At 71.7% G+C, this 13905-nt stretch carries 11 protein-coding genes, 2 pseudogenes and 1 riboswitch; of the genes and pseudogenes, 8 read left to right on the top strand and 5 right to left on the bottom strand.

From position 1 onward, the window contains the following. Nucleotides 1–29 precede the first annotated feature (29 nt). Nucleotides 30–2042: a molybdopterin oxidoreductase family protein gene (locus ETP66_RS05400; RefSeq protein ID WP_130841340.1), complete on the top strand. Its 2013-nt coding sequence runs from the start codon at nt 30–32 to the stop codon at nt 2040–2042. A gap of 52 nt (nt 2043–2094) precedes the next feature. Further along, nucleotides 2095–3399 (top strand): amidase, encoded by a 1305-nt coding sequence (locus tag ETP66_RS05405; RefSeq protein WP_130841342.1) that lies wholly within the window; start codon nt 2095–2097, stop codon nt 3397–3399. Between the two features lie 13 nt (nt 3400–3412). Here ETP66_RS05405 and ETP66_RS05410 read toward each other — a convergent pair whose 3' ends face one another. Then, entirely contained in the window at nt 3413–4102 is a 690-nt protein-coding gene (locus ETP66_RS05410) for a hypothetical protein (protein ID WP_130841343.1), read from the bottom strand. 216 nt (nt 4103–4318) lie between these two features. On the opposite strand from ETP66_RS05410, the pseudogene ETP66_RS05415 reads away from it, so the two are divergent. Together ETP66_RS05415 and ETP66_RS05420 are read left to right on the top strand one after the other, a co-directional pair. Beyond that, nucleotides 4319–5438: pseudogene (locus tag ETP66_RS05415) on the top strand (NADH:flavin oxidoreductase/NADH oxidase). Between the two features lie 20 nt (nt 5439–5458). Further along, nucleotides 5459–6418, top strand: coding sequence for a quinone oxidoreductase family protein (locus tag ETP66_RS05420; protein WP_130841345.1), 960 nt, complete (start codon nt 5459–5461; stop codon nt 6416–6418). 23 nt (nt 6419–6441) lie between these two features. Here the strand turns inward: ETP66_RS05420 and ETP66_RS05425 are convergent, their stop codons facing one another. Together ETP66_RS05425 and ETP66_RS05430 are read right to left on the bottom strand one after the other, a co-directional pair. Beyond that, on the bottom strand, nt 6442–7227 hold the full coding sequence (locus tag ETP66_RS05425) for a TSUP family transporter (RefSeq protein WP_130841347.1): 786 nt from the start codon (nt 7225–7227) through the stop codon (nt 6442–6444). 159 nt (nt 7228–7386) lie between these two features. Next, a riboswitch (molybdenum cofactor riboswitch) is annotated at nt 7387–7511 on the bottom strand. 4 nt (nt 7512–7515) lie between these two features. Continuing rightward, nucleotides 7516–8436 carry a carbohydrate kinase family protein gene (locus ETP66_RS05430; protein WP_130841349.1) on the bottom strand — a complete coding sequence of 307 codons (921 nt, stop codon included), beginning with the start codon at nt 8434–8436 and terminating at the stop codon, nt 7516–7518. 134 nt (nt 8437–8570) lie between these two features. On the opposite strand from ETP66_RS05430, the gene ETP66_RS05435 reads away from it, so the two are divergent. The 4 genes and pseudogenes from ETP66_RS05435 (at nt 8571) to ETP66_RS05450 (ending at nt 11993) form a co-directional block, all read left to right on the top strand. Continuing rightward, entirely contained in the window at nt 8571–10394 is a 1824-nt protein-coding gene (locus ETP66_RS05435; RefSeq protein ID WP_130841351.1) for an aldehyde ferredoxin oxidoreductase family protein, read from the top strand. 56 nt (nt 10395–10450) lie between these two features. Continuing rightward, nucleotides 10451–10720: pseudogene (locus ETP66_RS05440) on the top strand (ubiquitin-like small modifier protein 1); the annotation flags it as partial. Then, nucleotides 10717–11016 carry a DUF309 domain-containing protein gene (locus tag ETP66_RS05445; protein ID WP_130841353.1) on the top strand — a complete coding sequence of 100 codons (300 nt, stop codon included), beginning with the start codon at nt 10717–10719 and terminating at the stop codon, nt 11014–11016. The pseudogene ETP66_RS05440 and the gene ETP66_RS05445, both read left to right, overlap by 4 nt. Next, on the top strand, nt 11013–11993 hold the full coding sequence (locus ETP66_RS05450) for an asparaginase (protein WP_130841355.1): 981 nt from the start codon (nt 11013–11015) through the stop codon (nt 11991–11993). The genes ETP66_RS05445 and ETP66_RS05450 overlap by 4 nt, the downstream gene beginning before the upstream one ends. On the opposite strand, the gene ETP66_RS05455 is transcribed toward ETP66_RS05450, so the two are convergent. Then, nucleotides 11980–13590: a dynamin family protein gene (locus ETP66_RS05455; protein ID WP_130841357.1), complete on the bottom strand. Its 1611-nt coding sequence runs from the start codon at nt 13588–13590 to the stop codon at nt 11980–11982. The genes ETP66_RS05450 and ETP66_RS05455 overlap by 14 nt on opposite strands. After that, complete coding sequence (locus ETP66_RS05460) at nt 13571–13846, bottom strand: hypothetical protein (protein WP_130841359.1); 276 nt, start codon at nt 13844–13846, stop codon at nt 13571–13573. Before ETP66_RS05460 ends, ETP66_RS05455 begins: the two co-directional genes overlap by 20 nt. Nucleotides 13847–13905 lie beyond the last annotated feature (59 nt).

Below are 13905 nucleotides of genomic sequence, written 5' to 3' on the forward strand. Positions count from 1 at the left end.
ACCCGGCACCTTCCCCTATCCTAAGGGGCATGAAGGCCCGCGCCACCTGTCCCCTGGACTGCCCCGACGCCTGCAGCCTCCTCCTCACCCTGGAGGGGGGGAGGCTCGTGCGGGTGGAAGGGGACCCGGCCCACCCCTTCACCCGGGGCTACGCCTGCGCCAAGACCTACCGCTACCCGGAAAGGGTAAAGGCGCGCCTCCTCTACCCCTTGCGCCGGGTGGGGCGGAAGGGGGAAGGCCGTTTTGAGAGGATCTCCTGGGAGGAGGCCCTGGACGGGATCGCCGAGAGGCTCAAGGCCATCCTGGACGCCCACGGGGGCGAGGCGGTGCTCCCCTACCACTACGCGGGCACCATGGGCCTCGTGGAGAACCAGCACCCCCTGGCCTTCTTCCGGGCCATCGGGGCCTCGGAGCTTCTGGAAACCATCTGCTCCAGCGCGGGGAGCGCTGCCTGGGAGATGACCTATGGGCCCCGCCTGGCCCCAGATCCCGAGGAGATCCCGGAAAACGTCCGCTACCTCCTCCTTTGGGGTATCAATAGCCTCTCCACCAACAGCCACCTCACCCCCTTCCTCAAGGCGGCGAGGAGGCGGGGGGCCAAGGTGGTCCACATCGACCCCTACGAGAACCTGACGAGCCGCTTCGCCGATGAGCACCTGAAGCTCCGCCCCGGCACCGACGCCGCCTTGGCCTACGCCCTAGCCCACGTGCTCTTCCGGGAGGGCTTGGTGGACCGGGCCTACCTGGAGGAGGCGGCCACCGGGGTGGAGGCCTTCCAGGAGGAGGCGGAGGGGTGGACGCCCAGGCGGGCCAGCGCCCTCACCGGGGTACCGGAGGAGGCCATAGAAAGGCTAGCCCGGGAGCTGGGGGAGGCCAAACGGGTCTTCCTCCGGGTGGGCTACGGCATGACCCGCCACCCGGGCGGGGGGAACGCCCTCAGGGCGGTGATCCTCCTCCCCGCCCTCCTGGGGGCCTGGCGCCACCCGGGGTGCGGGGCCATGCTCTCCACCAGCGGCGCCTTTCCCCTGAACAAGCGCTTTCTGGGGGGAAGACACCTCCTGGAGGGGGAGCACCCCCATGAGGGCTACTTCCGGCCCAACCCCCGGGTGCGCCGGGTGAACATGAACGAGCTGGCAAGCGCCCTCACCGCCCTTGACCCGCCCATCCGGGCCCTTTTCGTCTTCAACAGCAACCCCCTGGTGGTGGCCCCGAACACGGGAAGGGTCAAGGAAGGGCTTTTGCGGGAGGACCTCCTCACCGTGGTCCTGGAGCAGGTGATGACGGAAACCGCCCGCTACGCCGACTACCTCCTCCCCGCCACCCTCTTCTACGAACACCCGGACCTCTACACCAGCTACGGCCACTACTATCTCTCCTGGAACGAACCTCTGGCCGAACCGGAAGGGAAGGCCCGGCCCAACACCTGGGTCTTCCGGGAGCTGGCGAGGAGGCTTGGCCTAAAGGAGCCCACCCTCTACTGGGAGGCGGAAGCGGTGGCCAGGAGCCTCCTGGATGTGGACCATCCCTACCTGGAGGGGATCAGCCTGGAAAGGCTCAAACGGGAGGGCTTCGCCAAGCTCCGCCTCCCCAAGCCCTTCCTGCCCTTCGCCCAAGGCCCCGTGCGCTTCAGCCCCCCGCCGGAGGTCATCCCCACGGAGCCCCTGCCGGACTACCCCCTGATCCTCCTCACCCCCCCGGCCCACCGCTTCCTCAACACCACCTACGGGAACGTGCGGGAACTGGTGGAAGCGGAAGGGGGGGAGCCCCGCCTCCTCATCCACCCCCTGGACGCGGAGGCCCGGGGGGTGACGGACGGGGCTTTGGTCCACATCCGCTCCCCTTGGGGCCAGGTGGTGCGGAAGGCGAAGCTGACCGAGGCCCCCGTCCCGGGCACGGTGGTCCTGGAGGGCACCTGGTGGGAGGGGTGGACCCCGGACGGCAAGGGGATCAACCACCTCACCTCGGAAAGGCTCACGGACCTGGGGGGCGGGAGCACCTTCCACAGCACCCCGGTGGAGGTGGAGCCCCTCCGCCTAGCCTGAGGGGGGCAAACGCCCCTGGGGGAAGGCCCGCCTGGGGCTTTTATAATGGAGCATGGACCTCATTGGGGCCAAAGCCCTTCTGGAGCGGGAAGAAGCCACCCCTTTGAGCCTTTTGGAAGAGGCCCTGGAGCGGGCCCGGGCCTTCCAGGATCGCAACGCCTTGGCCTACCTGGACGAGGAAGGGGCGCGGGCGGAGGCCCAGAGGCTCACGGAGGAGCTCCGAAGGGGCCAGCCCCGGGGCCCCCTCCACGGCCTGCCCCTCACGGTAAAGGACCTCTTCCCCGTGTCGGGCATGCCCACCCGCGCCGGGACCCGGGCCCCCCTCCCCCCCCTGCCCGAGGAGGCGGCGGCGGTGCGCCGCCTGCGGGAGGCCGGGGCCCTCCTCTTCGCCAAGACCCACATGCACGAGATCGCCCTGGGCATCACCGGGGAAAACCCCTGGACGGGCCCGGTGCGGAACGCCATCGACCCCAGCCGCCAAGCCGGGGGTTCCAGCAGCGGCAGCGCCGTGGCCGTGGCCCTGGGGATCGGCCTCGCCTCCTTGGGCACGGATACCGGGGGCTCCATCCGCATCCCCGCGGCCTTCAACGGGGTGGTGGGCTTCAAGCCCTCCTTCGGCCGGGTGAGCCTGGAAGGGGCCCTGCCCCTCTCGCGCTCCACCGACCACGCGGGGCCCATCGCCAAAAGCGTACGGGACGCCCACTTCCTCACGGAGATCCTGGCCGGGGAGGGCATCCCCCTGGAGGGCCCCCAGAACCCCACCTTGGGCGTGCCCCTGGACTTCCTGGAGGGAAGGCTCGGGGTGGGGGTGCGCAAGGCCTTTTCCCGCCTGCTGGAAGACCTCCCCGGCCTCCGGGCCGAGGTGCGGGAGGTCGCCTTGCCCCTTCCCGGGGTCTACGAGGTCTACACCCGCCTGGTGCGCTACGAGGCGGCCCGCATCCACCAGAAAGCCCTGGAGGAACACCCGGAGGGCTTCTCCCCGGGGGTGCGGGAGGCCCTTTTGGCGGGGCTCGCCCTCACGGAGAAGGACTACCGGGACGCGGTGGCCGAGCGGGAGGCCCTACGCCTCCAGCTGATGAAGGCCCTCCGGGGGGTGGACGCCCTCCTCCTCCCCGCCCAGCCCCTCCCCGCTCCCCCCCTGGGCACGGAGGAGGTGGAGCTGGAATCGGGCAGGAGGAGCCACCGGGAGGCCTTCATCACCCTCACCCTGCCCTTCAGCCTCCTGGGGGTACCCGCCCTCACCCTCCCCTTCGCCAAGGTGGAGGGACTCCCCATAGGGCTCCAGGTGGTGGGGCCCTACGCGGAGGACGGGCGGGTCTTGGCCATCGGGGGGTGGCTGGAAGAGCGCCTCCGCTGAGCCCGCCGGGAGGCTAGGGGCCGAGCTTGCGCCTCAGGTAGGCCAGGAGCTCCTCCAGGGCCCGCCGCAGGGCCCGCTGCTCCTCGGCCAGGGCCTCGAGGGGGTCTCTGGGCAGCTCGCCCCCGGAGAGGGTCTTGAAGAGGAGGGTGGGGTTGCCGCACCGGGGGCAGGCCACCTCGGCGGGGCGCACCGCGGGGGCGTAGAAGACCCGGGCGCCGCAGCGGGGGCACTGGAGGTATTTGGCCCCCATGGCCTCCCCCTTGCGCACCTCCCGCTCCAGCTCCAAGGCCTCCTCCCGGGGGTAGCCCAGGAAGTAGTCCTCCCCCACCTGCACCGGTGCTGCGGCCTCTTCGGTGGCCTCGAGGTCCCCCCGGCCGCCTTCGGGCACCTCCCAGGTGAATCCGTTCCAGCGAAAGTGGCGGAGGTGCTTTCCCCCTTCCAGGTCCTCCACCTCCACGATGAGCTGCAGGTGGGGGTCCCGGGGGTAGTAGTAGAGGCGCACCCCCTGCACCCCGGAAAGGGCCTTCGTGCGGGGAAGGGTGTAGGCGAGGGGGCCATCCCCTCTGGCGGGGTAGCCCACCAGGCGCTCCAGATCGTAGAGGGTGAGGCCGGGGCGCTCCGTGTCGCCAAAGAGGAGGCGCTCCACGTGGCGGAAGGCGGCCGCAAGCCCAGGGCTTTGCCCTTGACCGAGGCCGGGGTCCATGGGACCAGTCTACCCCGGGGAGGCTTGGCGGGGTAGACCTCGTCTGGCGTCCCCTTGGGGTTTGGGCGTGGTCAAACCGCCGCCCCTTCGCCAGGGGTGCACGGCGCCCCGCACCTGGCCTAGGATAGCCCGTCCCCAGGAAAGGACCTTGCCCGCTATCCCTGAAGGCCGGCAGCACCCTTAGCCTTTCCCGGCCTACCCAGCCATAATGGACCCATGTCCCTCCTATTCACCCCCCTGGAGCTGCGGTCCCTTCGGCTCAAGAACCGCCTGGCCATGTCCCCCATGTGCCAGTACTCGGCCACAGAAGGAGGCCGGGTAACGGAGTGGCACCTCCTCCACTACCCCACCCGGGCCCTGGGGGGCGTGGGCCTGGTCCTGGTGGAGGCCACCGCCGTGGAGCCCTGGGGCCGCATCAGCCCCTATGACCTCGGCATCTGGTCTGAGGCGCACCTCCCGGGCCTGAGGGAGCTCGCCCGGAGGATCCGGGAGGCGGGGGCGGTGCCGGGGATCCAGCTGGCCCACGCCGGGCGCAAGGCGGGGACCGCCCGGCCCTGGGAGGGGGGGAAGCCCCTGGGCTGGCGGGTGGTGGGGCCAAGCCCCCTGCCCTTCGCCGAGGGCTACCCGGTGCCCGAGCCCCTGGACGAGGCGGGGATGGAAAGGATCCTAGAGGCCTTCGTGGAGGGCGCCAAGCGGGCCCTGGAAGCTGGCTTCCAGGTGATCGAGCTCCACATGGCCCACGGCTACCTGCTCTCCTCCTTCCTCTCCCCCCTCTCCAACCAGCGCACCGACGCCTACGGGGGAAGCCTGGAAGGGTGCATGCGCTTTCCCCTGCAGGTGGCAAAGGCGGTGCGGGAGGCCCTGCCCCCGGAGCTTCCCNNNAGGGTGCATGCGCTTTCCCCTGCAGGTGGCAAAGGCGGTGCGGGAGGCCCTGCCCCCGGAGCTTCCCCTCCTGGTGCGGGTCTCGGCCACGGACTGGGCCGAGGGGGGGTGGGGCCTAACGGACACCCTGGCCTTCGCGGCAAGGCTCAAGGCCCTGGGGGTGGACCTTTTGGACTGCTCCAGCGGGGGCGTGGTGCCCGGGGTGAAGGTTCCCGTGGCCCCCGGCTTCCAGGTGCCCTTCGCCGACGCGGTGCGCAAGAAGGTGGGCCTGAGGACAGGGGCCGTGGGCCTCATCACCACCCCCGAGCAGGCGGAAACCCTCCTGCAGGCGGGAAGCGCCGATCTGGTGCTTCTGGGCCGGGTCCTCCTCCGGGACCCCTACTTCCCCTTAAGGGCCGCCCAGGCCTTGGGCGTGGCCCCGGAGGTCCCGCCCCAGTACCAGCGGGCCCTCTGAGGGGTAAACTGGGGCTCACCATGAAGGCGGTCCGGGTACACCAAGTGGGAGGTCCCGAGGTCTTGCGGCTGGAGGAGGTCCCCGTCCCCGAGCCTGGGCCAGGGGAGGTCCTGGTGCGCCTTTTGGCCATCGGGGTCAACTACATCGACACCTACAAGCGCAGGGGCCTCTACCCCATGCCCCTCCCCTTCACCCTGGGGGAGGAGGGGGCTGGGGTGGTGGAAGGGGTGGGGGAGGGCGTGCTGGGCGTGGCCCCAGGGGATAAGGTGGCCTTTGCCAACGTGCAGGGGGCCTACGCCGAGTACCAGGTGGTGCCCGCGGAAAGGCTCGTGCCCGTTCCCGAAGGGTTGGACCCCAGGCTCGCCGCCGCGGTCCTCCTCCAGGGGATGACCGTTCACTACCTCCTCAAGAGCACCTACCCCGTGGCCCCTGGGGACCAGGTGCTGGTGCACGCGGGAGCCGGGGGGGTGGGCCTCCTCCTCATCCAGTGGGCCAAGCGCCTGGGGGCCACCGTCTACGCCACCGCCAGCACCGAGGCCAAGCGGGCCCTGGCCAAGGAGGCCGGGGCGGACTACGCCCTGCCCTACGAGGGCTTCGCCCAGGCGGTGCGGGCCCTTTCCGGGGGCGGGGTAGACGCGGTCTACGATGGCGTGGGGCAGAGCACCTTCGAGGGGAGCCTCGAGGCCCTCCGCCCCCGGGGCGTTTTGGTCCTCTTCGGCCAGGCCTCGGGCCCCGTGCCCCCCTTGGACCCCCAGGTGCTGAACCGCAAGGGAAGCCTCTTCCTCACCCGCCCCACCCTGCACCACTACACGTCAAGCCGCAAGGAGCTCCTCTGGCGGGCCGGGGAGGTCTTCCAGGCGGTGCGGGAGGGGTGGCTCAAGGTGCAGATCGGGGCGGAGTTCCCCCTGGAACGGGCCCGGGAGGCCCACGAGGCCCTGGAGGGGCGGAGGACCACGGGCAAGGTGCTCCTGGTCCCCTGAGGCGGGCAAACCCAGGGGAGCGCCTAGTGGCGCAGGAGCCGGAGGCCAGAGAGGGCCAGGAGGAGGGCCAGGAGGAGGAGCAGAACCCGCTCCGTGGCCAGGCCCAGGAGGAGGCCGCCTCCCAGAAAGGCCCCGAGGAGGGAGCCCAGGCCCATGGCCAGAAGGAGCCCCCCCTGCCGCCACAGCACGGCGAAGGTGCGGTCCTGGCTGTACTGGGCGAAGGCCGCCAGCATGGTGGGCAGGCTGATGAGGAGGGAGACGCTTCCCGCCAGCCGGGCCTCGAGGCCGTAGAGGAGGACCAGGGTGGGGATGAGAAGCTCCCCCCCCGCCACCCCCATCACCGCGGCCACGGCCCCGATCCCCAGGCCCAGGAGGAAGCCCAGGGGGTGGAGGAGGAGGGGAGGAGGGTCCAGGGGGAAGGGGCGGTGGAAAAGGGCCTCCAGAGCCAGGACCCCGGCCAGGAGGAGGAGCAACAGGCCCATGGTCCGCCGAAGAAGCCCCTCGGGCACCCGCCGGGCCCAGCCCGCCGCCCCAAAGGCCCCGAGGACGCTCCCCAGGAGGAGGGCCAGGGCCCCCCGGACCTCCCCCAGAACCGCCTCCGGGGGTACCACCCCCAGGCGGGCAGGCAGGCTCACCCCCACCACCAGGAGGCTCAGGGCCTTGTTGGCGATCACCGCCTCCAGGGGGGCGAGGCCGAAGGCGTAGAGGAGGAAGGGCAGCCGGAGCTCCGCCCCCCCAAGCCCCAAAAGCCCCCCGAAGATCCCCACCCCCAGGCCCACCAGGAAGGCCAGGGGGAGCCTGCCCCTCACGGGGCCCCCTTGCCCCCTGCCCGCAGGGGAGGACGCCCTCTTGCGGAGAGGAGGGCTCCCTCCCCTCTCCCCGGCGAGGCGGGCTTTGGCGCGCGGGAGCTAAAGGGCCCCGGCCCGAGGGCAAGGGTCCTTTGGGAGGGTGTCGCCGGGGGAGACGCGAGGTCTTCCATACCACCTCCTTTGCAACCACGGCAGGCGACGGGGTTGCCCCCGCCACCCCGGGGCCATCCGGCCCGGCCCGGAGGGCCCAGGGGGCCCATCCGGGCTCGGAGGCAGGCCGATTTTACCTCAAGGGAAACCCCCACCCCCCCAAAACCGCTCCCGCCAGGCCCGAAGCCCCTCCTCCGGCAGGTAGGCCCCCCGCACGGTGCAGGCCAGGGCGGAAAGGGCGATGGCCCCCTTTAGCGCCTCCTCCAGGTGATGCAGGGGCATCTGGGGGAGGCTGGCCTTCCCATACCCCTTGGGGAGGAGGAGAGCGAGAAGCCCCGCGGTGAAGGCGTCCCCCGCCCCCACGGTGTCCGCCACCGCCACCTTTTCCCCAGGGAGGCGCACCGCCTCCTCCCCCAGGAAGGCCACCGCCCCCTCCGCCCCCAGGGTGAGGACCTTGAGGGGCGGGGGGAGGCGCTTTACCGCCTCCACCGGCCCCTCGGGGAAAAGAAGCTGGGCGTCCTCCAGGGAGAGCTTCAGGAGGTCCACCTGGGCCAAATAGCCCTCCAGGCGCCGCCTTCCCTCTCCGGTAGGGTTCCCCCGCAGGTTGGGGTCGTAGGAGAGGAGGGCCCCTTCGGCCAGAGCCTCCCGCAGGAGGGCCTCGAGGCCCCCCGCGGTGCGCCCCTCCAGGGCGAAGAGGGAGCCGAAGTGAAAAGCCCGCACCCCCTTCAGGCCTCCCGGCTCCGGGCGGTAGGCGGCCCGGAAGGGGCGGTGGAAGCTGTAGAGGGCGTTTCCTCCCTCCTTTAGGCGCACCAGGGCCAGGGGCATGGGGTCGGGGTGGCGCTGCAGGAAGACCTCGAGGCCCCGACGCTGCATCTCCGCCTCGCTCCAGCGGGAAAGCCAGTCCTCCCCCACCTCGGAGAAGAAGCGCACGGGAAAACCCAGGCGGCTCAAGGCGGTGGCGGTGTTCAGGGCCGAACCCCCCAGCACCCCGGAAAAACCTAAGGGAGCCTCGTTTTCCAGGATCAGGTCCACCAGGACCTCGCCCGCAACCGCCAGCATGCCCCCATTATGCCCGTCACCCCCTTCACAATCCCCCCAAGGGGGGGTGGTATAATTTGGGAGAACTCAGGGCAGCCTCGCGCAGCTCAGCCGGCGACGGGCGCACGCTCCCCAAGCCCACGAGGAGGTGGCAGATGCTCGGCGGATATGCCCACAAGCTCGCGCGTATCAACCTTTCCAGCGGCCAGGTGGAGTATTTCGCCCCCGACCCCAAGGACCTGGAGATGTACGTGGGGGGCCGGGGCCTGGGGGTAAAGTACGTGTTCGAAAACGGCCCCCAGGTGGACCCCCTGGGCCCGGAGAACCTTCTCTGCATTATGAACGGCCCCCTCTCCGGCACCCGGGCCAAGATGTCGGGCCGCCTGGCCATCGTCACCAAAAGCCCCCTCACCGGAGGGGTCACCGACAGCCACATGGGGGGCTGGACCGCGGCCAAGCTGAAGTGGGCGGGGTTCGACGGCCTCCTCATCCGGGGGGCCTCGGAAAAACCCGTCTACCTGCTGGTGAAGGACGGGGAGGTCACCATCCACGACGCCTCGGACCTTTGGGGCAAGACCACCCACGAGGTCCACCGCCTCCTGCGGGAGCGGCACGGGGAGGAGGCGGACGTGATGGCCATCGGCCCCGCCGGGGAGAACCTGGTGCGCTTCGCCAACTGGATCAACAACGACGAGCGGGCCGCAGGCCGCGGGGGCACGGGGGCGGTGGCGGGGAGCAAGCGGCTCAAGGCCATCGTGGTGGTGGGCAAGCAGGACCGGATGCCCCAGCCCCAGGATCCGGAGGGGTGGCGGGAGGCGGACCGCCTGGCCTCGGCGGCCATCAACGACCCCAAGAACGTGACCGCCCCCAAGAAGGGCGGGCTCTCCCTCTACGGCACCAACGTGCTCATGAACATCACCAACGTCATGGGGGCCCTGCCCACCTACAACGCCCAGCACACCTGCATCGAGGGGGTGGAGACCATCTCCGGGGAGTACATCCGCGAGCACCGCCTGGTCAAGGACAACACCTGCCACGCCTGCCCCGTGGCCTGCAAGAAGATGGTGGAGGTCCACGTCGACGGCAAGACCATCCGCTTCGAGTCCTACGAGTACGAGTCCGCCTGGGCCCTCGGGGCCCACGCGGGCCACACGGACACCGACTGGACCGGCTACGCCATCTACCTCTGCAACGCCTACGGCATGGACACCATCGAGGCGGGCAACGCCATCGCCGTCCTCATGGAGGCTACGGAGAAGGGCTACTACACCGGGGAAGACGGCCTCCGCTTTGGGGACAAGGAGGGGGAGGCCCGCCTCCTGGAGGCCATCGCCCTCCGCCGGGGGGTGGGGGACGGCCTGGCGGAGGGCCCGGCCCGCTGGGCCAAGTCCATCGGCCATCCCGAGATTGCCCTCGAGGTCAAGGGCCAGTCCATCCCCGCCTATGACCCCCGGGGCCTCAAGGGCATGGGCATCGCCTACGCCACCTCCAACCGGGGGGCCTGCCACCTCAGGGCCTACACCCCGGCCTCGGAGATCCTGGGGGTGCCCTACAAGACCGACCCCCTGGCCTGGGAGGGCAAGGGCAAGCTCACCAAGCTCTTCCAGGACCTCTCCGCCCTCACCGACTCCCTGGACCTCTGCAAGTTCAGCCAGTTCGCCGAGGACCCCGAGACCTACGCCCGGCAGCTTTCCGCCTACTGGGGCCGCCCGGTAAGCGCGGAGGAGATCCTCAGGATCGGGGAACGGATCTACAACCTGGAGCGCTACTACAACAACCTGGCGGGCTGGGCGGAGGGCTCCGACTACCTGCCCGAGCGCTTCCTCAAGGAGCCCTCCGGGTGCGCGGGCTCCAAGGGCCAGCTCACCGAGCTGGACCTGATGCTGGAGGAGTACTACCGGGAGCGGGGCTGGGAGCGGGGCGTGGTGCCCCCCGCCAAGCTGCAGGAGCTCGGTATCCTCGCCCAGGCCGCCGACTAAGCCCCTCGGGAAGGCCCGGCCCCCAGGGGGGCCGGGCCTTCCCCTAAACTCGCCTTATGCCCAAGGTGAACCTCTACGCCACCTTCCGCGACCTCACGGGGAAGGGCCAGCTCCAGGTGGAGGGAAAGACCGTGGGGGAGGTGCTCGCGAACCTCGTCCGCCTCTACCCCGGGATGCGGGAGGAGCTCTTCGAGGGGGAGGCGCTGGCGGAGCGGGTCTCCGTCTTCCTGGAGGGGCGGGACGTGCGCTACCTGGAGGGCCTCGCCACCCCCCTGGCCCCCGAGGCCACCCTGGACCTCTTCCCCCCGGTGGCGGGGGGCGCATGGGGGAAGGCCCCCTGAGGGAGGCCTGGGGCCAGGCCCTCCGCCTCTGGGAGGAGGGGCGGTACTTCGAGGTCCACGAGGTCCTGGAGGCGGCCTGGCTTGGGGCCCGAGGGGAGGAGCGGCGCCTCCTCCAGGGGGTAATCCTCCTGGCCGCAGCCCTGCACCAGCAGGGCCAGGGGAGAAAGGGCCTCCGCAACCTGCGGAAGGCGGAGGCCAAGCTCCGGGGCCTCCCCTCCCCCTACCGGGGCCTGGACTGGCAGCCCCTCCTCCTGGAGGCCCGGCGTAGACTTGGGGGGTGAACGCCTTCGTCCACGTCTACCGCGGCGAGTGGGTGGAAAACCGGCACCGCATTTCCCTGGCGGTGGTGGGGCGGGAGGGGCTTCTGGCTTACGGGGGTGACCCGGCCTTCGTGTCCTACATGCGCTCTTCGGCCAAACCCTTCCAGGCCCTGGCCCTCTTCCTCACGGGGGCGGCGGAGCGCTTCGGCCTCACCGAGGAGGAGGTGGCCCTGGCCACCGCCAGCCACGACGGCACCCCGGAGCACGTGGCCGTGGCCGCCCGCTTCCTGGAGAAGCTGGGCCTAGGCCCGGAGCACCTGGTCTGCGGGGTGCACCCTCCCTTTTCCAAGGAGGCCCGGCGGGCCCTGGAGGCGGCTGGTCTAGGCCCTACCCCCCTCCACCACAACTGCTCGGGGAAGCACGCGGGCATGCTGGCCGCGGCCCTGGCCCTGGGGGCCCCGGTGGAGGGGTACGAGCGGCCGGACCACCCGGTGCAGCGCCTGAACCGCAAGACCCTGGCCGAGCTTTCCAGGGCTGAGCCCGTCCACGCCACCGACGGCTGCAGCGTGCCCACCTTCGCCCTGCCCCTCGCCCGCGCCGCCCGGGCCTTCTACCTCCTGGCCCGCCCGGAGGGGGCCCCGGAGGCCTACCAGAAGCCCCTCCTCCGGGTGGGCCAAGCCATGCGCCGCCACCCCCACCTGGTGGCGGGGCCAGGGAGCATCGACACCCTCCTCATGGAGCGCCTGCCCCTCCTGGCCAAGCGGGGGGCGGACGGGTACTACGGCCTGGCCCTCCTGGAGAGCCCTAAAGGGCCCTTAGGCGTGGCCCTCAAGGTGGAGGATGGCGCCTCCCAGGCCCGGGAGGTGGCGGTGGTAGCCCTCCTGCGCCTCCTGGGCCTGGACCCCGGCCCCACCCCCTGGGACCGGCCGGAGGTGCGGAGCCACCGGGGCCTCCCGGTGGGCCACCTGGAGGCCCGCCTGGACCTCACCTGGCCCTGAGCCCCTCCGCGGCGGCGAGGAGCCCGGCCAGGGCCCGGCGCCCCGCCTCCAGGGCCTGCCCCCGCTCCTCCAGGGCCCCGCAGCGGTCCCGGAAGAGGCCGCGGAAGCGCTCCTCCGTCCGGCGGAGGCCCTCCTCCAGGGCCTCCTCCAGGGCGCCCCGCACCGTGGCGAAGGCCTCCGCCAGGCGCTCGGAAAGGAGGCGCTTGGCCCGCTCCTTGCGCCTGGGCAGGATGGAGAGGGAGAGGAAGGCCAGGAAGAAGCCCGCCAGGAGCCCGGTGAGGTCCGCGGCCACCCCCTTGAGGACCAGGACCAGGGCCGCCCCCAGGCCCAGGCCCCCCGCGCTCCCCGCCAGGGTGCGCACCACCGCCTCCTGGGCCAGGCCGGAGAGGCGCTCCGCCTCCGCCTCGGGGCGGAAGCGGGCCAGGGCTTCCTCCAGGGGGGCGAAGAAGGGCTCCTCCCCCCGGGGGACCGGCCGCGCCTCCTTCAGGTAGGCCAGGGCGTCCAGGAGGAGCTCCTCCTCCCGGCGGGAAAGCCAGCGCAGGGCCTCCCCCACGGCCCTTTCCAGCCTGGCCCCCGCGTCCTGGACCACCTCCTTGAGGAAGCCCTCCCGGAAGGCCTTGGCGTTGAGGAGATCAGGCAGCCGGGCCAGGCGCACCGTCTCCTCCAGGAAGCGGTGGCCCCGGGCCTCCACCTCCCGGAAGACCCGCTCCGCCAGGGCCAGCTGGCCGGCGAAGTCCCGGCGCGTCCGCCCCAGGTGGCGGGCGAGGAGCGCCTCCAGGGCCCGGCAGGTGGCGAGGCCCTGGGCCACCTCCTCCGCCTCCCCGGCCAGGACCCCGTCCGCCTCCCGCAGGAGCTTCCCCAAGACCCCCAAGGCCCCCTCCAGCTTGAGGGGGAGGGCCCTTTGGGCGAGGACCTCCTCCGCATGGGCCCGGAGGGCCCGCAAGCCGGGGTCCTGCCCCCGCTTGCCCCGCCGGGCGGAGACCAGGAAAAGGGGGACCTCCTCCCCCAGGATCCCCCGGACCCCCGCGGCCACGTACCGGGCCACGGCCTCCTGGTCCTGGGGTTCCAGCAGGTCGGCCTTGTTCACCGCCAGGACCACCTTCTTGCCCCAGGCGCGGACGAGGCCCAAAAACTCCCCCTCGGAGCGGGTGAGGGGCCGGTCGGCGCTGGTGACGAAGAGGACCAGGTCCGCCCGGGGCAGGAAGCGGCGGGTCAGGACCTCGTGGGCCTCCAGGAGGGCGTTGGTCCCCGGGGTGTCCACCAGGGCCAGCTCCCGCAGGAGGGGGTGGGGAAGGCGGAGACGGGCGAACCCCTCCCCCGCCTCCTCCCCGCCCTCCCCGTACTCCAGGAGCTGGATGCGGTCCGTGGTGGGGGTGGGGCCCTCGGGGAGGAGGTCCGCCCCCAGGAGGGCGTTGGCCAGGCTGGACTTGCCGCTGTTGAACTCCCCCACCAGGACCAGGAGGAAGGGGCCCTCCAGGTCCAAAAGGGCCTGGCGGAGAGGGGCGGGGTCCAGGGGGGTGCGGGCCAGAAGCTCCAGGCCCTGGAGGAGGAGGGCCCGCACCGCCTCCTTCCTGGCCTTAGCTTCGGGGGAGAGCATTCCGCCTCAGGAGGAGGCCCGCCCCCAGGCCCAGGAGGAAGCCCAGGAGGAGGAAGGCCAGGGCGAAGGCCCCGGTGGAGGCCAGGTGCCAGCCGAAAAACCAGTAGCTGCACACCGCGTAGCGCTCCACCTGCACCCGCACCAGCTCCGGCAGGTCGCGGCTGGTGGTGAAGTTGATGAGGATGGTGACCAGGAGGAGGAGGGCCAGGAGGAGGCCCACCCCCCACTTGGCGATGGTGAGGGCGTTCCCTTTCATGCCCCAAGCTTACCAGGCCTCCCGGACCCCCTGTTCCCCCTCCCGCCCAGGGCCTATAA

Source organism: Thermus thermamylovorans (assembly GCF_004307015.1).
GTDB lineage: Bacteria > Deinococcota > Deinococci > Deinococcales > Thermaceae > Thermus > Thermus thermamylovorans.